The organism is Verrucosispora sioxanthis (assembly GCF_010560025.1).
Classification (GTDB): domain Bacteria; phylum Actinomycetota; class Actinomycetes; order Mycobacteriales; family Micromonosporaceae; genus Micromonospora; species Micromonospora palythoicola.
On record NZ_SAIY01000005.1, the window covers coordinates 328,389 to 351,240 of the forward strand.

At 72.4% G+C, this 22,852-nt stretch carries 21 protein-coding genes; 8 read left to right on the forward strand and 13 right to left on the reverse strand.

Annotated features, from left to right (window positions below; genetic code table 11):
* Positions 1–15 precede the first annotated feature (15 nt).
* From ENC19_RS17185 to ENC19_RS17195, 4 genes are all read right to left on the reverse strand, one after another.
* Positions 16–435 carry a roadblock/LC7 domain-containing protein gene (locus ENC19_RS17185; protein ID WP_166458711.1) on the reverse strand — a complete coding sequence of 140 codons (420 nt, stop codon included), beginning with the start codon at positions 433–435 and terminating at the stop codon, positions 16–18.
* Positions 435–674, reverse strand: a complete 240-nt coding sequence (locus ENC19_RS30345; RefSeq protein WP_235944855.1) for a hypothetical protein — start codon at positions 672–674, stop codon at positions 435–437. The genes ENC19_RS17185 and ENC19_RS30345 overlap by 1 nt, the downstream gene beginning before the upstream one ends.
* Complete coding sequence (locus ENC19_RS17190) at positions 671–2,956, reverse strand: sensor histidine kinase (protein ID WP_328824279.1); 2,286 nt, start codon at positions 2,954–2,956, stop codon at positions 671–673. Before ENC19_RS17190 ends, ENC19_RS30345 begins: the two co-directional genes overlap by 4 nt.
* A 124-nt stretch (positions 2,957–3,080) precedes the next feature.
* Positions 3,081–4,460 (reverse strand): FGGY family carbohydrate kinase, encoded by a 1,380-nt coding sequence (locus tag ENC19_RS17195; RefSeq protein ID WP_235944856.1) that lies wholly within the window; start codon positions 4,458–4,460, stop codon positions 3,081–3,083.
* 258 nt (positions 4,461–4,718) lie between these two features.
* Here ENC19_RS17195 and ENC19_RS17200 point away from each other — a divergent pair, with 258 nt between their 5' ends.
* Positions 4,719–6,629, forward strand: coding sequence for an anthranilate synthase family protein (locus ENC19_RS17200; protein WP_164448159.1), 1,911 nt, complete (start codon positions 4,719–4,721; stop codon positions 6,627–6,629).
* 91 nt (positions 6,630–6,720) lie between these two features.
* Here the strand turns inward: ENC19_RS17200 and wrbA are convergent, their stop codons facing one another.
* Complete coding sequence (gene wrbA / locus ENC19_RS17205; RefSeq protein ID WP_164448160.1) at positions 6,721–7,338, reverse strand: NAD(P)H:quinone oxidoreductase; 618 nt, start codon at positions 7,336–7,338, stop codon at positions 6,721–6,723.
* Positions 7,339–7,476: 138 nt separating this feature from the next.
* On the opposite strand from wrbA, the gene ENC19_RS17210 reads away from it, so the two are divergent.
* From ENC19_RS17210 to ENC19_RS17220, 3 genes are all read left to right on the forward strand, one after another.
* A complete protein-coding gene (locus ENC19_RS17210; RefSeq protein ID WP_164448161.1) occupies positions 7,477–7,965 on the forward strand; it encodes a GNAT family N-acetyltransferase in 489 nt (162 codons plus the stop codon).
* Positions 7,966–8,010: 45 nt separating this feature from the next.
* Positions 8,011–8,598, forward strand: coding sequence for an HAD family hydrolase (locus ENC19_RS17215; RefSeq protein WP_166458752.1), 588 nt, complete (start codon positions 8,011–8,013; stop codon positions 8,596–8,598).
* A gap of 314 nt (positions 8,599–8,912) precedes the next feature.
* Positions 8,913–9,980 carry a winged helix DNA-binding domain-containing protein gene (locus ENC19_RS17220; protein WP_166458753.1) on the forward strand — a complete coding sequence of 356 codons (1,068 nt, stop codon included), beginning with the start codon at positions 8,913–8,915 and terminating at the stop codon, positions 9,978–9,980.
* Here ENC19_RS17220 and ENC19_RS17225 read toward each other — a convergent pair.
* From ENC19_RS17225 to ENC19_RS17250, 6 genes are all read right to left on the reverse strand, one after another.
* Entirely contained in the window at positions 9,964–10,377 is a 414-nt protein-coding gene (locus ENC19_RS17225; RefSeq protein WP_164448164.1) for a hypothetical protein, read from the reverse strand. The genes ENC19_RS17220 and ENC19_RS17225 overlap by 17 nt on opposite strands.
* A 73-nt stretch (positions 10,378–10,450) precedes the next feature.
* Positions 10,451–10,798 (reverse strand): STAS domain-containing protein, encoded by a 348-nt coding sequence (locus ENC19_RS17230; RefSeq protein WP_164448165.1) that lies wholly within the window; start codon positions 10,796–10,798, stop codon positions 10,451–10,453.
* Positions 10,795–12,081: an ATP-binding SpoIIE family protein phosphatase gene (locus ENC19_RS17235; protein WP_164448166.1), complete on the reverse strand. Its 1,287-nt coding sequence runs from the start codon at positions 12,079–12,081 to the stop codon at positions 10,795–10,797. The genes ENC19_RS17230 and ENC19_RS17235 overlap by 4 nt, the downstream gene beginning before the upstream one ends.
* 155 nt (positions 12,082–12,236) lie before the next feature.
* On the reverse strand, positions 12,237–13,244 hold the full coding sequence (locus ENC19_RS17240; RefSeq protein WP_164448167.1) for a PAS domain S-box protein: 1,008 nt from the start codon (positions 13,242–13,244) through the stop codon (positions 12,237–12,239).
* Position 13,245: 1 nt separating this feature from the next.
* On the reverse strand, positions 13,246–14,046 hold the full coding sequence (locus ENC19_RS17245; protein ID WP_281603562.1) for an alpha/beta fold hydrolase: 801 nt from the start codon (positions 14,044–14,046) through the stop codon (positions 13,246–13,248).
* Between the two features lie 111 nt (positions 14,047–14,157).
* Positions 14,158–15,027 (reverse strand): alpha/beta fold hydrolase, encoded by an 870-nt coding sequence (locus tag ENC19_RS17250; RefSeq protein WP_164448169.1) that lies wholly within the window; start codon positions 15,025–15,027, stop codon positions 14,158–14,160.
* 100 nt (positions 15,028–15,127) lie between these two features.
* Between ENC19_RS17250 and ENC19_RS17255 the strand changes: the two genes are divergently transcribed.
* Positions 15,128–16,120 carry a Rossmann-fold NAD(P)-binding domain-containing protein gene (locus tag ENC19_RS17255; protein ID WP_164448170.1) on the forward strand — a complete coding sequence of 331 codons (993 nt, stop codon included), beginning with the start codon at positions 15,128–15,130 and terminating at the stop codon, positions 16,118–16,120.
* Between the two features lie 109 nt (positions 16,121–16,229).
* Here ENC19_RS17255 and ENC19_RS17260 read toward each other — a convergent pair whose 3' ends face one another.
* Complete coding sequence (locus tag ENC19_RS17260) at positions 16,230–16,991, reverse strand: IclR family transcriptional regulator (protein WP_164448171.1); 762 nt, start codon at positions 16,989–16,991, stop codon at positions 16,230–16,232.
* Positions 16,992–17,152: 161 nt separating this feature from the next.
* Between ENC19_RS17260 and ENC19_RS17265 the strand changes: the two genes are divergently transcribed.
* Genes ENC19_RS17265 through ENC19_RS17275 form a run of 3 tightly spaced genes read left to right on the forward strand, consistent with a single transcriptional unit; the run spans position 17,153 to position 21,587 of the window.
* Positions 17,153–18,337: a fumarylacetoacetate hydrolase family protein gene (locus tag ENC19_RS17265; protein WP_164448172.1), complete on the forward strand. Its 1,185-nt coding sequence runs from the start codon at positions 17,153–17,155 to the stop codon at positions 18,335–18,337.
* Positions 18,334–19,866, forward strand: coding sequence for an aldehyde dehydrogenase (NADP(+)) (locus tag ENC19_RS17270; RefSeq protein ID WP_164448173.1), 1,533 nt, complete (start codon positions 18,334–18,336; stop codon positions 19,864–19,866). Before ENC19_RS17265 ends, ENC19_RS17270 begins: the two co-directional genes overlap by 4 nt.
* On the forward strand, positions 19,866–21,587 hold the full coding sequence (locus ENC19_RS17275; RefSeq protein ID WP_164448174.1) for an IlvD/Edd family dehydratase: 1,722 nt from the start codon (positions 19,866–19,868) through the stop codon (positions 21,585–21,587). Before ENC19_RS17270 ends, ENC19_RS17275 begins: the two co-directional genes overlap by 1 nt.
* Before the next feature lie 55 nt (positions 21,588–21,642).
* On the opposite strand, the gene ENC19_RS17280 is transcribed toward ENC19_RS17275, so the two are convergent.
* Positions 21,643–22,851 carry an ABC transporter ATP-binding protein gene (locus ENC19_RS17280; RefSeq protein ID WP_164448175.1) on the reverse strand — a complete coding sequence of 403 codons (1,209 nt, stop codon included), beginning with the start codon at positions 22,849–22,851 and terminating at the stop codon, positions 21,643–21,645.
* Position 22,852 lies beyond the last annotated feature (1 nt).

Genomic DNA, 22,852 nt, shown 5'->3' on the forward strand with positions numbered 1-22,852 from the left:
CGCCGCCCCGCCGGCTCAGCGAGGCAGCGCCTGCTGAAGTTCGGCGCGCAGGGCCGGGGTCAGCATCTCGCCGGCCTGCTTGGCCAGCCGGGCCATCTCGTAGCCCACCACGCCGATGTCCGCGTCCGCCGCCGCCAGGGTGGCCAGGATCGAGCCGTCGCGTACCTGCATGACCAGGAAGTAGCCCCGCCCCATCTCCACCACGGTCTGCTTGACCACGTCCCCGTCGAACATCTGGGCGGCGCCGGCGGTGATGCTCATCAGCCCCGAGGTCACCGCGGCGAGCTTGTCGGCGTGGTCCCGTGGCAGGTGGTCGGATATCGCGACCAGCAGCCCGTCGGAGGAGACCACCACCGCGTGCGCCACCCCGGGCACCCGCTCCGCGAACGCGCTGACCAGCCAGCTCAGGTCGCGAGCCTCCTGCGACAACGTCATCACTTCCGTCCTCCTTCGCCCCACGCCCCGAGCGGTGGCACGGGTATCTCGGTGGTCTCCTCGGCCTCGGCCCGCCGCACACCGCTGTACAGCCTGGACAACATCCCGCCGACGGCTTCCGGATCCGGATCGTCGCGGGTCGGCTGCTGCTGCTCCGGGCGGGCCGGCTGGGTCACCGCACTGAGCTGCGCCATCGGCACCCGCATCGGCAGGCCCCGTTCGTTCGTCCCGGCGGTCACCGGCACGGTCGGCGGTGCCGGCGCGCCGGCACCGGCCGTGGAGACCGCCGACGACGGTCCCTCCCGCGACCACCAGCCGCTACCGCCGCTCGCCGGTGCCACCGCCGGGGCGAGTACGTCCTCCGCGCGTACCGGCACCGGATGGGCCTGGCGGGGTACCGTGGTCGGACGGCGTCCGGCCACCGGCAGATCCGCCGGCCCCGGGTCGGCGGGGGCGACCGCGACCGGGCGAGGTGTCGCGACGGGCAGCCCGCGCGGTGACGGCACCGGGTCCAGGCTCGGCGGTGGTGCCGCCGCGAGCAGCGGACGCGGCAGCCGTACCCGGCCACCAGCCCACCGGCGCCGCCGTGCAGCCGCACCTCGATGCCGTGCCGGGCGGCGAGGTGACTGACCACGAACAGACCCATCCGCTCGACCGTGGCCACGTCCGCCGCCGGCGGGGCGGCCAGCACCGCGTTCGCTTCGGCCAGCGCCGTCGCGCTCATCCCGAGGCCCTGGTCGGCGATCTCGATCACCGCACCGGGCCCCTCCACCCGGGCCATCACCTGCACGATGGTGTCCGGCCGGGAGAAGGCGGTGGCGTTCTCCAGCAACTCGGCCAGCAGGTGCACCAGCTCACCGACCGCGTGCCCGACCACGTGCAGGTCCGCCACCGCCTCGTGCCGCACCCGCTGGTACTGCTCGATCTCGGCGCTGGCCGCCAGCAGCACCGCGCTCAGCCCGATCGGCCGGTTCCACCGGCGGGTCGACTCGGTGCCGGCCAGCACGAGCAGGCTCTCGTCGTTACGGCGCATCCGGGCGGCCAGGTGATCGAGCTTGAACAGGTTCTCCAGCTGCTCGGGGTCGCCCTCCTCGCGCTCCAGGTCGTCGAGCAGCTCCAACTGCCGCTCCACCAGCACCTGACTGCGTCGGGCGAGGTTGACGAACATCGCGTTGACGTTTCGACGCATGTTCGCCTGGTCGACCGCCACCCCGACGGCGCTGCGGTGCACCGCGACGAACGCCTCGGCCAGCTCACCGATCTCGTCGAGGGACCGCACGACCGCCGGTGAGACGTCGATCGGCGGTACGCCCCCGGAGACCGACCGCAACCGGGCCAGCGCCTCGGGCAGCTCGATCTGCGCGATCCGCAGCGCCTGGGAGCGCAGCAGCCGGATCGACCGGGCCAACGACCGACCGATCAGTACCGAGATCAGCACCGCCACCAGCAGGACCGTGATGATCACGCCGACGACCAGCAGCGTCTCCCGCAGCTGGGTGTCGCTCGCGTCGTCGGCCTGCCGGGCCGAGGCCGCCAGCACGCTTGCCTCGAAGCGCTGCAACAGCTCGTGGCGGGCCTCGCTGGCCGTCCACCACTGCTCCGCGTCCAGCACCGCCGACCCCGACACGCCCTGCGCCAGCGCCTGCTCCTCCATCCGGGAGGCGGCGACGAAGGCCGGATCCAGGCTCATCTCGTCATAGCGGGTCACCTGTGCGTTCGTCGCCGCGATGCGGAACGCGCCGAGCGCGGTCAGCTGGCGCGCCCGCAGCTCCGGCAGTTGGGCCGCGTCCTCGGCGTCGTAGCTGCCGGCCCGGGCCGCCGAGTACAGCTCCGCCCGAACCCGCGAGGAGAGTTCCTTCGCCCGGGCGAACTGCACGTAGCGCAGCACCGCGTCGGCCAGTTCCGGCCGGTCCGCGCCGGGTGTCGGCTGGGCGAGCAGGTTCAGCAACGCGTCGATCGCCCGGTGGTAGTTACCGATGATGGTGTCGTCGCTGAGCACCACCGTGGTCATCGTGTTCCGGATGTAGTCGACCTGCTGGTACGCCTGGGAGGCCACCACGTAGACGTCCCGCCACGAGGCGTCCGCCTCGGCCAACGGCTCGGCGGCCGCGCGCAGCTCCGCGGCCGCCTGGTCGGCGGCGTCACGGTAGGGCTCCAACACGGCCAGCCGCTCCTCGCCGGCCTCCTCGTCGGCGGCGTCACGCAGGGCGGGCAGTTCCCCGGCCGTGCGGTCACGCTCCAGCTGCAACCGGTGGGTCAGCACGGTGATCTCGCGTCCGATGCCGACCTGCGCGGCGAAGTCACCCAGCACGTTGGCCCGGCTGACCAGGCTCTGGGTCTGTACGCCCGCCAGCACCAGGAAGGCGACCGACGGGATGACCAGCACCGTGGCCAGCTTGGTGCGCATCCGCCAGTCCTGCAGGCGCAGAGCGGAGCGACGCCGGTGGGGTACCACCCGGACGTCGAACCGACGCCGGCGGTGCTGCGACACCCCGGGCGCCTGCTCCGGTCCTACACCCACCCGCTCCTCCTCCCCCACGCGTCCGCCGCGGTCCGGGGAGCGCGGTCCATCCAACCAGGCCCGAGAGCAGTGTCAACGCCCTGCCCTTTTGAAGGGTTAAGGAAGGGTACTGCCGGTCGCCACCCTATGCCGAGGTCGCCGAGTCTTGATCATCCGTCCGGCCGATGTCGGCCACCACCACGGCATCGGCGATCCGGCCGGTGGCCACCAGCGCCGCGCCGGTGGCCCCGATCTCCGGGTGCCGGGCGAAACGGACCGGCCGGGGAGCCAGCACCGCGGCGAATGCCTCCCGCCACCATGTCGAGGCGGCTATCGCGCCGCCACCGAGGACCACCTCCACCGGCCGGCCCACCGTGGACTCCAGCACCACCAGGTCCTCGACGACCTGCTCGCACACCCCGTACATGAGCCCGGCCAGCATCTCCACCGCGGTGGTGCCGAAGCCCAGTCCTCGCAGCTCGCCCAACCCGGCCGGGCGGATGCCCGGCGGGCGGTCGCCGCCGAACCGCACGTTGGCCGGCCGACCGCCGTCGGGCGGCAGCAGCGCCAGCGCCTCCTCCAGCGCCCGGCCGGTGGGCAGCCGTAACTCCCGGTCCGCCCAGGCGAACAGGTTCCCACCCGAGGAGTACGCGACCCCGGTCACCACATGGTCGTGGTCGACGCGGTAGCGCCACAGGCGGTGGGGCAGGACGGTCGACCCGGCAGACGTCGGCATCCGCTGCAACAGCCGGACCGCGGAGGACGTGCCCACGGTCACCGCCGCCCGGGTGGGATCCACGCAGCCCGAGCCGACGTTGGAGGCGGCACCGTCACCAGTGGCGGCGCCCAGCGGGCCGGGCCAGCGCCGGCCACCGCCGGCCGTACTCCGCGCGCAACCCGCCGTGCCAGTCGCGGGGGCCAGTTCGGGCAGATCGGCACCGTCGCTGCCAGCCAGGGCGCGGGCCTCCGGGTCCCAGTCCAGGGTGTGCAGGTCCAGCAGACCGGTGCCGGACGCCTGTGACATCGACATCGGCGCCTCGGCGAGCAGCCGGCCGAGCACGTACTCGACCAGGCCGGTGAAGCGGGCGATCCGCGTCCCGGTGCGGGCGCGCAGCCAGGGCAGCCGCACCGACCAGTAGCAGCGGTGCCACCAGGTGCCGGTGCGCTGGTGGAAGGCATCCGGGTCGGCCGGACCGACCGCCGTCGCCGGCGGCTCGGGCCGGGTGTCCAGCCAGGTCAGCACCGGCCCGAGCGGCTCGTCGGTGGCGCTCAGCGGCACCACCGAGTGCCACTGGCCGCTGACCGCCACCAACTGCACCCCGTCCAACCAACCCTGGCCGTGCAACTCGTCGAGGCACTCGATCAGGCCGGCCAGGTACGCACGGACGTCCAGGGTGCCGGCACCTTCGTCGTCGACGGTGAGCACCATGCGGCGACGGGCCAGCGCCCCCGGCAACGGTTGCGCGTCGTCCAGCACGAGCCCACGCACCGACGAGGTGCCCAGGTCCAGCGCGAGAATCTTCATCGCGGGTCAACGTACCCGGTGATCGTGACGCGACAACGCTGCCCGGCACCGGGTCCGCCGATCGGCTTCCGCGCCGGCCGTCCGACGCGTAGGGTGTTCGCATGCTCGCGCGACTGACCTGCTGGTGGCCCGCCGACCCGGCGGCCCTCCCCCGCGCGTAGCTTCATCCCACGCGGCCGCCCGACGAGGCGGCCGCCGGTCATGTCCCGGTCCCCGGGGCCGCCCCCCGGAGAGCGGTCGCCCGGCCCGAGGAGACCGATGCACCAGCTGACCGATCTGCTCACCACGCTCGCCGCCGGCCTCGACCCCGGCCCGTTCGCCCTGTTACGCCGCGACGGCGCCGAGCATCTCGACCTGTTCACCGGCACCGTGACGACCGTCGACCGGCTCGCCGACATCCCCCTGCCCGCCGCCACCGCCGGCCCGGCGACACTGGCCCTGGTGCCGTACCGGCAGATCGCCGAGCGGGGCTTCGCCTGTGTCGACGACGGGGTGCCGCTGGAATGCCTCCGCATCGACCAGCACCACCGGCTGCCGCTGGCCGGTGTCCTCGACGCCCTGCCGACCGCGCCCGTCCGCACCACCGGCGCCGCCTTCGACATCAGCGACGACGAGTACGCCGCCATCGTGGCCCGGGTGCTGGCCGACGAGATCGGCCACGGCGAGGGCGCCAACTTCGTCATCCACCGCACCCTGCGCGCCCAGGTGCAGGGCGCCCCGCTGACCGCCGCGCTGGCCGCGCTGCGTTCGCTGCTGACCCGCGAGCGCGGGGCGTACTGGACGTTCGTGGTGCACACCGGGGCGCGCACCCTGGTCGGCGCCAGCCCGGAACGGCACGTCAGCGTCGACGACGGTCTGGTCATGATGAACCCGATCAGCGGCACCTTCCGGCACACCGGCGCCGCCGCCGACCGGGCCGCGCTGCTGCGCTTCCTCGCCGACACCAAGGAGACCGAGGAGCTGTACATGGTCCTCGACGAGGAGTTGAAGATGATGGCCACCGTCGCCGAACGGGGCGGGCAGGTCGTCGGGCCGTACCTGAAGGAGATGTCACACCTGGCGCACACCGAGTACCTGCTGGCCGGACGGGGCACGAAGGACGTCCGCGAGGTGCTGCGGGAGACGATGTTCGCGCCGACGGTGACCGGCAGCCCGATGGAGAACGCCTGTCGGGTGATCGCCCGGCATGAACGCAACGGGCGCCGCTACTACTCCGGGGTGCTGGCCCTGCTCGGCCACGACGAGTCGGGCCGGCAGAGCCTCGACGCGCCCATCCTGATCCGTACCGCCGAGATCTCCCCCACCGGTGAGCTGCGGGTACCGGTCGGTGCGACGCTGGTGCGCCACTCCACCGCTGCCGCCGAGGTCGCGGAGACCCACGCCAAGGCCGCCGGCGTGCTGGCCGCCCTCGGTCTCGGCCCGCAGGCGCCGGCCGGGCCGCACCCCACGCTCCGGCTCGCCGACGACCCGCAGGTACGCGCCGCCCTCGCCGCCCGCAACGCCCCGCTGGCCCGGTTCTGGCTGGACCAGCGGCCACCGGGAGCGCTGGCCCTGCCCGCCCTGGCCGGCCGCCGCGCCCTGATCGTCGACGGGGAGGACACCTTCACCGGGATGCTGGCCCATCAGCTCGGCGCGCTCGGTCTGTCGGTGACCGTCCGGCCGTGGCACGACGAGCAGCCGGTCCGCGCGTACGACCTGGTGGTGGTCGGTCCGGGCCCGGGTGACCCGAGCGGTGACACGGAGAAGATGACCAGGCTGCGCGCCCTGCTCACCGAGCTGCTGGAGGCCGGGCACCCGACGCTCGCGGTCTGTCTCGGTCACCAGCTCCTCGCCGGTCTGCTCGGGCTGCCGGTGCACCGCCGCGACGCGCCCTACCAGGGGCTGCAACGCACGGTCACCCTCTTCGGCACGCCCCGCCGGGTCGGCTTCTACGCCACCTTCACCGCCCGCGCCGCCACCGACCACCACGACGGCCCGTACGGACCGGTGGAACTGGCCCGTGACGAGGGCGACGGTGCGGTGCACGCCCTGCGCGGGCGCGGCTTCGCCGGGGTGCAGTTCCATCCCGAGTCGGTGCTCAGTCCGGACGGGCTGGCGGTCCTGACCGACCTGCTGCGCGATCTGCTGCCGGCGCCGGCCGGTGAGTTGTCCCCCGCGGCGCAGGCATAGCCGGCCGGATCGGGGGTAGCGCTTGTGGACGGCCGACGGTCCGGGCGGGTCTGAGAGCCCCCGCCCGGACCGCCGGTCCTGCTGTGGGGACCTAGCCGGCGAGGCCCTGCTTGAGCGCGGCACCGATGCGCACCGCCCGCTTCGCGGTCAGCGCGGTCGCCCCCAGCGCGATGTGGTCGGGCGCGGTCTCGCCGTTGTTGCTGGTGTGCGAGGCACCGTACGGGTTGCCGGCGGTGAACTGGCTCGGCTCGGTGTACCCGGGGGTGACCACGATCCCGCCCCAGTGGTAGAAGACGTGGAACAGCGACAGCAGCGTCGACTCCTGCCCGCCGTGCTCGGTGGCGGTGGAGGTGAAGGCCGAATAGACCTTGTCGGCCAACGCCCCCTGGGCCCACAGCGGGCCGGTGGTGTCGATGAACTGCTTGAGCTGGGCGGCGACCAGGCCGTAGCGGGTCGGCGAACCGAAGATCACCACGTCCGCCCAGCTGAGGTCGTCCGGCTGTGCCTCCTCCACGTCCTGGGTCTCCATCCGGTGTGCCTGCCATCCCGAGTTGGAGCGGATCGCCTCGTCCGGTGCCAGCTCGCGTACCTTGCGCAGCCGCACCTCCGCACCCGCCTCACCGGCCGCCTCCGCCGCCGCCTGCGCCATCTGGTAGGTGATGCCGGTCGCGCTGTAGTAGATCACCGCCACCTTGACCTGTGCCGCCATCGCTCGTCCTTCCTCATCGGGATCAGCTCCGGCGACTACCCGATGCTTGCGGCGACAAACATCGGACGGCGTCGACCGGTCCCGGCGGGCGGATTTCCGGTGGCCGGCACGGGTGGCGCGGTGGCAGGCTGTCCGGCGATGGAGATCAGGATCGCGACCGCCGACGACTGGCCCGGCATCTGGCCCTTCCTGCGCGAGATCGTCGCCGCGGGTGAGACGTACACCTGGCCCCGGGACGTCGACGAGGCGCGGGCCCGGCAGATGTGGCTGGTCCCTACGCCCGGACGCACCGTGGTCGCCGTCGGCCCCGACGGCACGGTGCTCGGCTCGGCGAAGCTGACCCCCAACCAGCTCGGTCCCGGGGCGCACGTCGCCAACGCCAGTTTCATGGTCGCCCCGGCGGCGGCCGGGCGCGGCGTCGGGCGGGCCCTCGGCGAGTACGTGCTGGACCTGGCTCGCGCCGACGGCTACCGGGCGATGCAGTTCAACGCGGTGGTGGCGGTCAACACCCGCGCGGTGGCGCTGTGGCGGTCGCTCGGCTTCGAGGTGGTGGGGCGGATCCCGGAGGGCTTCCGACACTCCGTCGAGGGCTACGTCGACCTGCTGGTGATGTATCGGCGGCTCTGACCGGCGCGCCGGCCGTCGGGTGCCGCCGGATAGCCTGGCCCGGTGATGCTGCCCCTGCCGACCGGCGAGTTCCAGGCGTACCTGTTCGACTGCGACGGCACGATCGTCGACTCGATGCCCCAGCACTACACCGCGTGGCGGGACACCCTCGACCGGTGGGGCTGCGCCTTCCCCGAGGACCTCTTCTACGCCTGGGCCGGGCGACCGACCGCGGACATCGTCGTCGCCCTGAACGAGCAGCACGGCCTGGACATGCCGGTGGAGACGGTCGTCGCCCACCGGGAGACGCGGTTCCAGCAGCTGCTGCCCACCGCCACCGGTATCCCCGGGGTGCTGCGGCACATCGACGACGCGCACGGCCGCATCCCGTTCGCCGTGGTCTCCGGCAGCACCCGGGAGGCGGTCACCGCCTCGCTCGACGCGCTGGGCATTCTCGACCGATTCGACGTGCTGGTCTGCGCGGGCGACTACGCCCGTCCCAAGCCCGACCCGGAGCCGTTCCTGCGCGCCGCCGAACTGCTCGGCGTACCGCCGAGGTCCTGCCTGGTCTTCGAGGACGCGGACCTGGGCATCGAGGCGGCGACCGCGGCGGGCATGGCCGCCGTCCGGGTGCCGCCGCCGCGCCGGGGCTGACCGGGCGGCTTGCTCAAGATATCCGCAAGTTGCGTGGTTCACAGTTCTCGGACAGGTAGGAAAACGTCATCCTGATGACACCGGTGCCGGCGATCCTCGTCGCCGCCCCGCACCGGTCGACCTGAACGGGGGATCGCGCTCCGCCACCAACGGTGTTGGCGTAGCGCGATCAGGGGAGCCGCTCGGCAACCGGGCAGGTCGTGTTGTCGGTGCCCACACCTATGCTGCCGTCGACCACCGAATGGAAGGCGGCCGACGTCGTGGCACCTCCCGGCACGATCGCGCTGAGCGGCTCAGAGGCCCTCGCGCTGCGGATGACCAGCCTGCTGCTGCGTCCCCATCCCACCGCCGCGCCGACGACGGTGGCCGACGTGGTGGAGTGGTTCGGCGCCATGCAGGCACAGGACCTGGCCAGCGGCATGTGGTCGCTCGGCGTACGGCTGCCCGGGTTCACCCAGGCCGAGGTGCACGCCGCGTTGGAGCGCCGCGAGGCCCTGCGGACCTGGCCGATGCGCGGCACCATCCACCTGGTGCCGGCCCGCGACGCCCGCTGGCAGTTGGAGCTGACCGGCGTACGCGCGCTCGCCGGTGCGGCGAAGCGGCGTGAGTTCCTCGGCCTGTCGGAGGCGGAGGCGGACCGCGCGGCCGACGTGCTGGGCGAGACCCTAGCCGGCGGCGGCCGGCTGACCCGCGCCGAGTGCGTGGCCGCGCTTGTCGCGGCCGGCATCGACGGTGCTGGCCAGCGCGGCTACCACCTGCTGTGGTACGCGGCCCAGCGCGGGGTCACCTGCATCGCCCCCAACATCGGCACCGAGCAGACCTTCGCGCTGCTCGACGAGTGGGCGCCCGGCCAGCGCCAGCTCGACCGCGACGAGGCGCTGGCCACTCTGGCGCTGCGCTACTTCCGCGGCCACGGCCCCACCACCCGGCAGGACTTCGCCGGCTGGACCGGCCTGACCGCCGCCGACGCCAGACGCGGCATCGCCGCCGCCGGTGCCGACCTGACCACCGTGCTTGTCGACGGCGTCGAGGCAGTGCTGCACACGCCGCTGCTCGACGCGCCCCGCACCACGGTGGACGACGTGCTGACCCTGCCCGGCTTCGACGAGTACCTGCTCGGCTACAAGGACCGCGCGCTGATGCTCGACCCGGAGCACAAGCAGGCCATCATTCCCGGCGGCAACGGGGTCTTCCAGGCCACCGTCGTGGTCGGCGGCCGGGTGGTCGGCACCTGGAAGCGCAGCCTGGCCAAGACCCGCGTCACCCTGACCGTGCACCCGCTGGTCGACCTCGCCCCGGCCCGCCGCGAGCAGGTCGAGCAGGCGCTGCACCGGTACGCCGACTTCCTCGCTCTGCCGCCCCGGGTCACCTGGAACGACTGAACCGCAGGGATCGCGCTGCGGCGACAGCGGCCAGGCTGACGAGCGCGGCCAGCACCGCGACCGGCCCGCCCGGCCCGAGCGACGGACGGACCGCGGGGACGAGCGGGCCGAGGAACACCTCGGCGTAGTCGGCCATGACGACGACGGCGGCCACGACCGTGACGACACCAACTCCGCCGGCCACCAGCGGCAGCCATCCTCGACGGCGCGGCTCGGCGACCGCCCATCCGGTGAGCACGTGGAACAGCACGGCCGCGCCGGCGTACCCGGCCCATCCCGGGAACTCGGTCAGCCGTACGGCCATGTCGCCGTACCAGACCCACGGCAGACCGAACGCCGCGACAACGGTGCCGACCGCACCGCCGACGGCGGTTACCCGAACGAGAACCACGGACATCGCGCCTCCCACCAGTTGCGGACCATGCCACGGGCGCGGCGCCGGCCCGGGTCGGCGACCCGCGCGGACGGGCTCAGTGACCCAACCCGCGCAACGCCTCGTCCAAGGTCGAGGCCAGCGTCTCGGGCAGGAAACCGATCAGATCAAGGGTGAAGCGGACCACCCCGTCCTCCGGGGCGACCACCCGCACCTGCGCCTGCCGCTTGGTGAAGGCGGCCACCAGCCGGTCCAGGCAACGCAGCCCGGCGCTGTCGAGGAAGGTCACCGCGGACAGGTCGACCACCACGCTGGCGGCCGCGCGGGTGGCGGTGAGAACCTCCCGCTCGACCTGATCGGCATTCACATGATCGACGTCGCCGTGGAGCCGCACGACCTCGCTGCCGCGTTCCACGGTCACGGTAATCCGGTTCGCCGCGGTCACCTCGCCGACCTCCCCAGTCTGCGGCGCATCAAGACCGTGGTCCCCTCGCCGCAGTCCACCACGAGGTCGTCCATCAGCCGTCCCATCAGGGCCATCCCCCGTCCCCGGTCAGCGCTGGGCCGCGGCGCCCGCCACTGGCCCGAGTCGCTCACCCGCAGCTCCACGATGTTGCCGTCAATCGTCACGCCCACCCGGACGCGGCCGACGGGATTCCCCAGGTAACCATGCTCGATCGCGTTGGCCACCGCCTCGGAACAGGCCAGCACGATGGCGTACCGCTCGGTCTCCGGCACCTTGTATCTCATCAGCCAGTCATCGAGCTCGCCGCGCAGCGGCCGCAGCGCGGCGACCTCGGCCGGCACCTCGCAGTGGTACCGGGGTGCACCGTCAAAGGCCAGGGCCAGCAGGCACGTGTCGTCGTGCCCGCCCTCGCCTGCCAACATCGCGTCGCTGACCTGTTCGACAAGCGACGCCAGCGGCGTCTCCCGCCGGCTGGTCACCACCTCCGCCAGGCGGTTGAACCCCTGGTCGATCCGCTCACCGCGCCGCTCGACAAGGCCGTCGGTGTAGAGCAGCAGTCGGGAGCCGCGCGGCAGGGTCAGCTCGGCCTCCCGCCGCCCCCGGCTGGCCGCTCGGGTACCGAGCGGACCGGAGCGGCCCTCCCACAGGTAGCGCGGCGAGGTGTCCGGCGGCAGCAGCAGCGGTGGTGGATGCCCGGCGCAGGCGTAGCGGAGCCGGCCGGTGTCCAGCGCCAACTCAGCGTAGGCGAGGGTGGTCATCTGACCGGCCTCCAGGGTCGCGACGAAATCGTCCATGTACTGCAACACCGTGGCCGGGCCGCACTGCGCCTTGGCCAGCGCCCGTACGGCGCTGCGGAGCTGACCCATCGCGCTGGCTGCCCGGATGCCGCGGCCGACCACGTCGCCGACGACCAACCCGACGCTGCCGGAGGCGGTGAGGAAGGTGTCGTACCAGTCGCCACCGACCTCCAGCGTCTTCACCGCCGGGCGGTAGACGGTGGCGACGTGGAAACGGGCGTCGATGGGCCGCTCGCTGGCCAGCAGGCTGCGTTGCAGCGTGCGCGCCACCTCCCGGTCCTGCTCGGCGAGACGGGCGTTGTCCAGCGCGAGCCCGGCCCGGTCGGCGAGGTCGAGCAGGAACTCCGGATCGGTCCGGCCCGGCACCGCCGGATCGCCGGCGAGCAACAGTGTGCCGATCACCGCGCCACGGGCCCGCAATGGCAGTCCGACGGCCGGACGGCCGTCCGGCGCGGCCAGCGGCACCGGACGGGCCTCACCCGAGCCGCGTACCGTCCGCAGGGTTTCCCGGACCAGGTCGGTCAGAGGCCAGGGTCCGCCGGGCCCGGCGGCGCTGACCGGATCGACGGCGGCGGCGTCCGGCGCGGCACCGGCCCGCCAACCTGACTCCTCGTCGTGGGTCAGGTCGACCTGGGCGTACTCCGCCAGCTCGGGCGCAGCGTGACCAGGCGGCGGGCCCGGTCGGCGGCGCCCACCGGCTCGTCGAGGTCCCGGCCGAGGCGGGCAAGGAACGCCGACTGCCAGGCCCGCCGGGCGCTCTCCTCGTACAACCGCGCCCGTTCCAGCGCCTGCCCGGCCTGCCGGCCGAGCGTCCGCATCAGCTCGACCTCGTCGGCATCGAACCGGCGGGCCACAGCGAAGTCGAAGGACACCACGCCGAGCACCTGGTCGTCGGCGATCAGCGGGGTGGACACCTGCTCGGCGGCCTCGTCCGCCGGGGGCACGACCACGTCGCCGGTGCGGGCAGCCCGGGCCTGGGGCGCCGAACCGTCGAGGGCGAGCGACGCGTCGTGGTGGTCGGCCCCGGTGACGATCAGCGCGGAGCTTTCCGCGTCCACCAGCCAGACGGTGGTCGTGACGGCCTCGAACGCCGCCGTACCCGCCGCGACGATCGGGGCGACGAGTTCGTCGGCCCGCTCGATGGTGGCGTACCGGGCGATCATCTCCTGGAGCACCCTGATCCGCGCGGTGGTGCGCTCGGCACGTCGACGTTCGGCGAGCAGTTCCCGCTCGTAGGCACGCCGATCGGTGGCGTTGAGAACGGTCATCCTCAGCACCGTGGAGCCGGTCTCCGGGTTGCGCCGCAGCACGGCGTTGACGAGCGTGTCGAACCGGGTGCCGTCGGCCCGCCGGAACTCCATGGCCAGCTCGCGCACCTCACCCTGCATGTGCAGCAGTGGTCGCAGGTGGGTCTCGTGGAAGATTCGGCTACCGACGGCGTACAGCTCCTGGATGCGGCGACCGAGCAGCTCCTCACGACGGTGGCCGGTCCAGTCGAGGAAGGTCTGGTTCACCCGGGCCAACGCCCCGTCGGGCAGTACGGAGAGGTAGCCGCAGGGCGCGTTCTCGTAGAGGTCCTCGGCGCTCTCCGCGAGCAGTGGGCCGAACGGCTCGGCCGGTTGATCCACGCTAACCCTTGTCCAGGAACGCCTGAATTGCCTGGACCGTCTCCTCAGGCGCGCTCAGGTTGGGGCAGTGCCCGGTGGCCTTCAGCAGCATGAACGTGCTGTTCGGAAGCTGACGGTGGACGTACTCGCCGACCTCGTACGGCGCGATGACGTCCTCGCTGCACTGCAACACCAGGCTGGGCACCGGGACCCTCGACAGATCCGCGCGGTTGTCGGACAGGAAGGTGGCCCGGGCGAACTGCCGGGCGATCGCCGGGTCGGTCCGGCAGAAACTGTTGGTCAGCTCCGCGCCGAGCTGCGGGCGCTCCGGGTTGCCCATGATGACCGGGGCCATCGCGGCCGACCAGCCGAGGTAGTTGCTGTCCAGCGACTCCAGCAACTCGTCGATGTCGGCCCGGCTGAAGCCGCCCCGGTAGCCGTCGTCGTCGACGTAGCGGGGCGACGGGCCGACCAGCACCAGACCGGAGAAGCGGTCGGGCTCGGCCGCCACGGCGAGCACCCCGATCATCGCGCTCACCGAATGGCCGACGAAAACGACGTCGGACACTTCCAGCTCGGTCAGGATCTCCAGGACGTCGTCGGCGTAGCCGTGCAGCGACGCGTACCGCTGCGGTCGGTAGGCCGACAGGTCGGAGCCGCCGGCACCGACGTGGTCGAAGAGCACCACCCGGTGTTCGGCGGCGAACTGCGGCGCGACGAACCGCCACATGTTCTGATCACAGCCGAAACCGTGGGCGAAGACCAGCGTACGGCCCCCGCGGGCCCCGGTCACCGTGACGTTGTTCCGGGTCAAGGCGTTCACGATCGGTGACATTACCTGCGGGACGCAGTTGCGGCCATGCGAGCAGAACTCGCCTGGCTCGCGATGGCGGGATCCCGGCGTACCGCGTCCGGCGAGCGACCGCGACGGCGTTCAGGGCCTCGGATCAGTGGTCAGGAAGGTGCGCAGCGTGTCTGTGATGGTCGGCCAGTCGGGGGCGAACTCGTAGAAATGGTGATCGGCCTGGCTCTCGATCAGCTCGGCTCGGGGTATCCCGGCGACCAGGGCCTCGGCGTGCGCGAACGGCACCGCACCGTCGCGCCGGCTGGCGATCACCAGGGCCGGTTGGGTGACCTGCGCGGTGAGGTCATCCCGGGGGCGCAGGTCGTTGCGGAAGCCGGCGCCGGAGCGCATCGGGGAGAAGAGCCAGACCAGTTGCGTACGCTGCGCCGGGGTCAGCCCGGCCAGCACCTGGTCCGCCGGGAGGGTGGCCAGGCCGGCGAGCAGTTGCCGCAAACCCCGGCCCGGCGCGCGGCGCAGCAGTGACCGCATGCCGCCCCACGTCACGCCCTCGGTGCGAGGCGAGAACATCAGCCCCGCCAATAGGCGGGTACGGCGGTCCGGACAGGGCAACGGACCCAACGCGCCCTGCAGAATCAGCCGCTCCACCAGGTCCGGATGACGGGCCGCGAAGGCCACCGCGGTCGGCCCGCCCGCGGAGATGCCGACCGCCGCCGTGACCCGCTGGAAGCCCAGGTGCCGGCACAGGTCGGCGGTCACGTCGGCGAAGCCGGGCACGGTTGTCCCGGTGGTGACACGAGTGCGGCCGTACCCCGGTCGCGACGGCGCCAGCACTGAGATGTCCGCCTCGGCGTAGACCCGCTCGTCCAAGGCCAGACCGGCGCGCATGTGACCACCGTGAAACACCACGACGACCGCGTCCCCGCGCTGGTCCAGCCGATACTCCACCGGGCCGGCGGACAGGGTCATCGTGTTCGTCGGCGGCTCCATCATGGAGGTCATCAGCCGAGGGTAGAACTGCCGGGCCGCGCCGTCGGCCCCGTGTTCTGCCTACGGCAGAGTCCGTTGGCTGCGTCGCGCCACCGCTGCTTGGCTGGGCACCATGCAGACACTGGTGCTGGGCGGGACGGCGTGGCTGGGGCGGGAGGTGGCCCGGCAGGCCGTCGACCGGGGACATGCCGTCACCTGCCTGGCCCGTGGAGACAGTGGAGCGGTGCCGGACGGCGCGGTTCTCGTCCGCGCGGACCGCAGCGACCCGACAGCGTACGACGTGCTGCGCGACCGTGACTGGGACGCCGTCATCGAGGTGTCGTGGCAGCCCGGCTTCGTCCGGCAGGCCCTGCGCGCGCTGGGCGACCGGGCCCGGCACTGGTGCTACGTCTCGTCGGTCAGCGCCTACGCCAGCCACGACACACCCGGTGCCGACGAGTCGGCGGCCACCCTCCCGGCGACGGTTCGGGAGGTGGTCGACCGTGCCGAGTACGGCGAGGCGAAGGTGGCCTGCGAGCAGTTCTCCACGACCGAGGTGGGAGACCGGTTGCTGGTGGCCCGCGCCGGTCTGATCGGCGGCCCCGGCGACCACACCGATCGCTCCGGCTACTGGGTGGCGCGGGCCGCCCGCGACCCCGATGCGCCGATGCTGGTACCCCGTACCCCCGATCTGCCCACGCAGGTGGTGGACGTGCGCGATCTGGCCGCCTGGCTGCTGGACAGCGCCGCAGCCCGCACGGTCGGCACGTTCAACGCGGTCGGGCCGGTGGTGCCCTTCGGTGACTGGATCGCCCGGTGCCGCGCCGTCGGCGGGCACACCGGACCGGTGGTCGACGTCGACGCCGACTGGCTGGTGGCCCGCGGCGTGGCCCAGTACATGGGCCCGGAGTCGCTGCCGATGTGGCTGGTCGAGCCGGGTCACTCCGGCTGGTCGGCGCGCAACGGTGCGGCGGCGGCCGCCGCCGGGCTGCGCCACCGGCCGCGCCCGGACCTGCTGGCGGACACCCTGGCCTGGGAACGGGCGACCGGACTGCACCGCGACCGGCGCGCCGGCCTGAGCGCCGGCCGAGAAGCCGAGCTGCTCGACGCCCTGGTCCGGGGCTAAGTGCCCCGTCTCCAGGAGGCGACAACTTCGGGGATGTTGCTGCCTCGCCGCAGCCTGAGGCAGCAACATCCCCGAAGTTGTAGGCGGGGCGGGCGCCGCCCGCGTCACGTCAATCGCCCTCGGAGGTGTCGTAGCCGAGTTCTCCGGAGATCTGGATCGCGGTGTCGAGCAGCAGGGGAAGGCTCTCCTTGAGCTGGTCGAGGCTGGCGATGACCTCGATCGCGGTCATCGAGGCGGCGGCGATGACCCGCCCACGGGAGTCCCTGATCGGCGCGGCCACACACATGACGTACGTGTCGTGTTCGCCGTTGTCGACGGCCCAGCCCTGTTCGCGGATGCGGACGAGTTCGGCGTCGAGCGATTCGCGGTCGGCGCACGTGGTGGGCGTGAACCGTTCGAAGACGACGTGGGACAGGAGGCGGTCGCGTTCCGCCGTCGGCAGGTACGCCAGAATGGTCTTGCCGACGGCGCTCGCGTAGATCGAGACTGCGCGCCCGATCCGCGACGGTAGCTTGACCGCGTCGAAGGCCGGGCTGTCGACCTTGTCGATATAGATGATCTCGTCGCCGGTCAACTGCGCCAGGTGCACGGTGTGGCCGGTCTTGCGCTGGAGCGTACGCAGGGGCGCGGCGGCGAACTGGCGCAGGTCCATCGAGCCCAGCGCGAGTTCCGACAGTTCGATGATGCCGCTGCCGAGCACGTAGGTCCCGGCACCGGTCCGGCGGACGAAGCGCGCCGATTCGAGCGTCTGGAGGATCCGCAGGGCGGTGGACTTGTGGACCCCCAGGACCTCCGCCGCCTCGGTGAGGGACAGCGGATGTTCCGCGGCGCGACGGATCAGGTCGACCGCACGGCGAACCGACTGCGACACGGTGGCGCTCCCTCCACGTGGCGACCCGAACGACCGCCCGTTGCATCATACGCAACGGGTTGCGCTCCACTCGCAATCGGCCGTTGACACCGTTGCATATAGCGCTACGATCGTTGCAGATTCCAGCTCGGCGACACCGGACCTGTACCAGGGGAGTGACGATGAGCGAGGAGCCCTGGTTCGGCAGTGCCGCCGAGGCGTTGCCGGACGATGCCGAGGACAGCGTCCTCGTCGGTCGGATCTGGGACCCGTCCGTCGACGGCCCCTCCCCGGTGACCGTCCGCGACGGCGACGTCATCGACCTCAGTCACCGGTTTCCGACCGTGCGGGACATCTGCGAGCTGCCCGAACCCGCCAAGACCGTGGCCGGGTCGGACGGGCCACGGGTCGGCGGCTTCGACGAACTGCTGGCCAACACCGCTGCCACGAACCGGGACCGGAGCCGGCCCTGGCTGCTTGCCCCGGTCGACCTGCAAGCGCTCAAGGCCGCCGGCGTGACCTTTCCCGTCTCGATGATCGAACGCGTCATCGAGGAGCGGGCCCGGGGAGACCTGACCCGCGCGGCGGACATCCGTGGCCGGATACTCGCCGACATCGGTGCCGACCTGGACAGCCTGGTCCCCGGCTCGGTCGAGGCGGAGCGGCTCAAGGCCGCGCTGGTCGCCGAGGGCGTCTGGAGTCAGTACCTGGAGGTGGGGATCGGGCCGGACGCCGAGATCTTCACCAAGGGTCAGCCCCTCTCCGCCGTCGGCACCGCCGTCCCGGTCGGCGTGCTCGCGGCCTCGACCTGGAACAACCCGGAGCCCGAGGTCACGCTCGTCGTCCAGTCCAGCGGTCGGATCGTCGGCGCCACCCTGGGCAACGACGTGAACCTGCGGGACGTCGAGGGACGCTCGGCGCTGCTGCTCCCCCGGGCCAAGGACAACAACGCCTCGTGCGCCCTCGGACCGTTGATCCGGCTGTTCGACGAGCGGTTTCCACTCGGTCGGGTACGCGAGCTGAGGGTGGGTCTCCAGGTCCACGGGTTGGACGACTTCCACCTGACGGCGACCTCGGAGATGGCGCGGATGGCACGCGACCCGGAGTCGCTGGTACGGCAGTTGATCGGCCCGCACCACCAGTATCCCGACGGCGCCGTCCTGATGCTCGGCACCATGTTCGCCCCCACCCAGGACCGCGAACGCCCCGGCGAGGGCTTCACCCACAAGGTCGACGACGTGGTGCGGATCGACTGCCCGGCGCTCGGCACCCTGGTCAACCGGGTGTGGCACGCGGAGCGGTGCGAGCCGTGGCAGTTCGGCGTCCGCGATCTCATGAGCAACCTGGCAAGGAGAGGACTGCTGTGAAAGTCACCACCACCGATCCGCGCGGCGGCCGGCAGCACCCGACGGATCTCGTCGAGACGGACGAGTCCGGCGTGGCGGCGGTCGTCGGTCGGGCGTCCCGGGCGGCACAGTGGCTGTCCGACCTGGGCAGGACCGGCAGGACGCGGCTACTGGACGCGGTCGCGGCCGCCCTGGAGTCCCGGCGGGCGGATCTGGTCGCGACGGCGGAGGCGGAGACCGCTCTGGGCCAGGCGCGACTCGACTCGGAGCTGACCCGGGCGGCGGTCCAGTTCCGGATGTTCGCGGCGGTGCTGCGCGACGGCGGGTACCTGGAAGCGGCCATCGACCACGCCGCCGACACGCCCCTCGGGCCCGGCCCGGACGTGCGACGGATGCTCGTACCCCTCGGGCCGGTGGCCGTCTTCGGCGCCAGCAACTTCCCATTCGCCTTCTCCGTCGCCGGCGGCGACACCGCCTCGGCGCTGGCCGCCGGCTGTCCCACGGTGGCGAAGGCGCACCCGTCCCATCCGCTGACGTCGCGTGCCTCCGCCGACGCGATCGAGTCGGCCGTACGGGACCTGGGCGGACCCGACGGTGTGCTCACGGCCGTGTACGGGGAGCGGGCCGGCCGTTGGCTGGTGCGCCAGCCGGCGATCCGGGCCGCCGCCCTGACCGGCTCCGTCGGCGCGGCCCGCGCCATCCAGGCGGCCATCGACGAGCGCGCCGACCCCATTCCGCTGTACGCCGAACTGAGCAGCGTGAACCCGATCGTCGTGCTGCCCGACGCGGCGGCCAGCCGGGGGGACCAGATCGCCGACGGGCTGTTCGCCTCCTTCACCGCCTCGGGTGGTCAGCTCTGCACCAAGCCGGGGTTGGCGTTCCTCCCGGCGGACCCGGCTGGTGACCGCCTGGTCGACACGCTCCGGGGAAAGGTCGCCTCCGCCGGCGGATCGGTCCTGCTGAACCAGCGCATCCGGGACGCGTACAACAGCGGAGCCGCCGCGTTGGAGAAGGCAGGCGCCCGCCTCGTCGCCCAACCCCGCATCGACGCCGAGGCGGGGTTCACGGTGGCACCGACGCTGCTGGAGGTCGACCTGCCGGGCCTGACCGCCGAGATCGCCGACGAGTGCTTCGGCCCGCTGATGGTCGTGGTCCGCTACCACGACGTCGCCGACCTCGACGCCGCGCTGGTGACCGTGCCGCCGTCGCTCACCGGCTCCGTGCACCGCGGTCAGGGCGACGACACCGACGCCGTACGCGGGCTGGTCCACGTCTTCGTCGCCCGCGCCGGTCGGATCGTCTTCGACGGCTACCCCACCGGTGTCCGGGTGTCGTGGGCCCAGCACCACGGTGGTCCCTGGCCGTCGACGAACGCCGTGCACACCTCGGTGGGCGCCACCTCGATCCGACGTTTCCTGCGCCCGCTGGCCTGGCAGAACGCCCCGGAGTGGATCCTCCCCGAGGAACTGCGGGACGAGTACACCGCCATTCCCCGCCGAGTCGATGGGCGACTCGTGCCAGGGGTCGAATCGCGCCGGGAGGGGTGCTGATGTCGAGTCGACCGCTGCGCAGCGGCCAGTGGTTCGGTGCCGACGGCCGCAACGGGTTCATCCATCGCTCCTGGATGCGCAACCAGGGGTTCGCCGACGACGTCTTCGACGGTCGCCCGGTGATCGGCATCGCCACCACCTGGTCGGAGCTGACCCCGTGCAACGCCCACCTGCGCGAGCTGGCCGAATCGGTGAAGCGCGGCATCTGGGAGAGCGGCGGTCTGCCGCTGGAGTTTCCCGCGATGAGCCTCGGCGAACCCCTCATGCGGCCCACCACCATGCTCTACCGCAACCTGCTGGCGATGGAGGCGGAGGAACTGATCCGGGCCAACCCGCTCGACGGCGTGGTGCTGCTCTCCGGCTGCGACAAGACCACTCCCGGCCTGTTGATGGGTGCGGCAAGTGTCGACCTGCCGACCCTGTTGATCACCGGCGGACCGATGCTCAACGGCAAGTTCCGTGGCCAGGACATCGGGTCCGGCACCGCCGTCTGGCGCTTCACCGAGGACCTGCGCGCCGGCCTGGTGACCGCGGCCGACTGCGCCGAGGCGGAGGTCTGCATGTCCCGCAGCCGGGGCCACTGCATGACCATGGGCACTGCCTCCACGATGGCCTGCGTGACCGAGGCGTTGGGCGTCCAACTGCCGGGCGCCGCCGCGGTTCCGGCGGTGGACTCGCGACGGTACGCGCTCGCGCACGCCGCCGGACGCCGGATCGTGGCCATGGTCGAGCAGGACCAGCGCCTGTCCACGGTGCTCACCCGTCAGGCGTTCGAGAACGCCATCCGGGTCAACGCCGCGATCGGTGGCTCCACCAACGCCGTGGTGCATCTGCTGGCCATCGCCGGCCGCGTCGGCGTGCCCCTGTCGCTTGAGGACTTCGACGCCCTCACCGGCGACGTGCCCATGCTGGTCAACCTGATGCCGTCCGGGACGTACCTGATGGAGGACTTCGCGTACGCGGGCGGCGTCCCGGCGGTGATGCAGGAAATCGCCCCGCTGCTGCACCTGGATCAGATCACGGTCAGCGGGAAGAGCGTGGCCGACAACATCGACGGCGTCCGGTGCTGGAACCGGCAGGTCATCGGCACCCTCGCCGAACCCTTCCAGCCCGCCGGATCGGGCACCGTCGTACTGCGCGGGTCGCTCGCGCCGTCCGGGGCGGTGCTGAAGGTCTCGGCCGCCTCGGCGCACCTGCTCACCCACACCGGGCCGGCGCTGGTCTTCGACCGGATCGAGGAGTACGCCGTCGCCGCCGACGACCCGGATCTCGACGTCACGCCCGACACCGTCATCGTGGTGCGCAACGCCGGGCCACGCGGCTACCCGGGGTTCCCCGAGGTGGGCAACGTGCCGATGCCACACCGGTTGCTCGCCGCCGGTGTCACGGACATGGTGCGGATCTCCGACGCACGGATGAGCGGCACCGGCTACGGCACCTGCGTCCTGCACACGGCGCCGGAGGCGTCGGTGGGCGGCCCGCTGGCGCTGGTCCGCACCGGCGACCTGGTCCGCCTCGACGTCCCGACGCGCCGCCTCGACCTGCTGGTCGACGAGACCGAGCTCGCCGAACGCCGCGCCGCCTGGCAGCCGCCGAAGCCGGCGTTCGAGCGCGGCTGGGTACGCCTGTACAGCGAGCACGTCCAGCAGGCCGACCAGGGCGCCGACCTGGACTTCCTGGTCGGTGGCAGCGGCAGCGCGGTGCCTCGCCACTCACACTGACCCCGCACCTCCTGCCGGGTGCATCCGGTGTGGCAGATGCACCCGGCAGGGGCGGTCAGTCGGCGAGGGTGCCGGCGGCGCGACCCTCGTGCAGGGTCAGGTTGCGGCCGTCGGAGGGGTCGAACAGGTGGATCTTCTCCAGGTTGAACCAGACCCGCCGGTCCTCCCCCTCGGTGACGGTCGACTCCGCCGACAGCCGGGTGACCAGGTTCGACCCGGCACCGCTGAAGTCGGCCGCGCCCGCGTCGGCGGCCAACTCCTCCAGCTCGGCGGAGGTGGCCCGTTCCCCCTCGACGCTCAGGTAGACGTACTTGTCCGAGCCCATCGACTCGACGATGTCCACCGGGGCGGTGAACTCCATGCCCCGACGGCGGGTCTCCTCGTCGACCAGCTCGGCGTCCTCGAAGTGTTCCGGACGGATGCCGAGGATCAGCTCCCGAGGGGCGTCGGCCCCTTCCAGCTCGCGGCGGATCCGGTCGCCGATCGGCACGTCACCCAGGGCGGTACGCAGCGTGCCCTCCTCCACCGTGGCGGTGAGGAAGTTCATCGACGGTGAGCCGATGAACCCGGCCACGAAAAGGTTGTTCGGGTGGTCGTACAGCTCCTGCGGCGGGCCGACCTGCTGCACCGCGCCACCGCGCATGATCACCACGCGGTCGCCGAGGGTCATCGCCTCGGTCTGGTCGTGGGTGACGTACACGGTGGTGGTGCCGAGCTGCTTCTGCAGGCGGGACACCACGGTCCGCATCTGTACCCGCAGCTTTGCGTCCAGGTTGGACAGCGGCTCGTCCATCAGGAACGCCTTGGGCTGCCGGACGATCGCCCGGCCCATCGCCACCCGCTGCCGCTGCCCGCCGGAGAGGTTGGCCGGCTTGCGGTCCAGCAGCGGGGTCAGCTCCAGGACCTTCGCCGCCTCCTCCACCTTCTGCGCGATCGTCTCCTTGTCCAGCTTCGCCAGCCGCAGCGGGAAGGCCATGTTCTCCCGGACGGTCATGTTCGGGTAGAGCGCGTACGACTGGAACACCATGGCGATGTCCCGGTCGCGGGGGGCCTTGTCGTTGACCCGCTGCCCGCCGATGCGCAGCTCACCGGAGCTGATGTCCTCCAGCCCGGCGATCATGTTGAGAGTGGTGGACTTGCCGCAGCCGGAGGGGCCGACCAGGATGACGAACTCGCCGTCGGCGATCTCCAGGTCGACGTCGCGCACCGCCGTGGTGCCGTCCGGGAACTTCTTGCTCACCTTGTCCAGCACGATGTCAGCCACG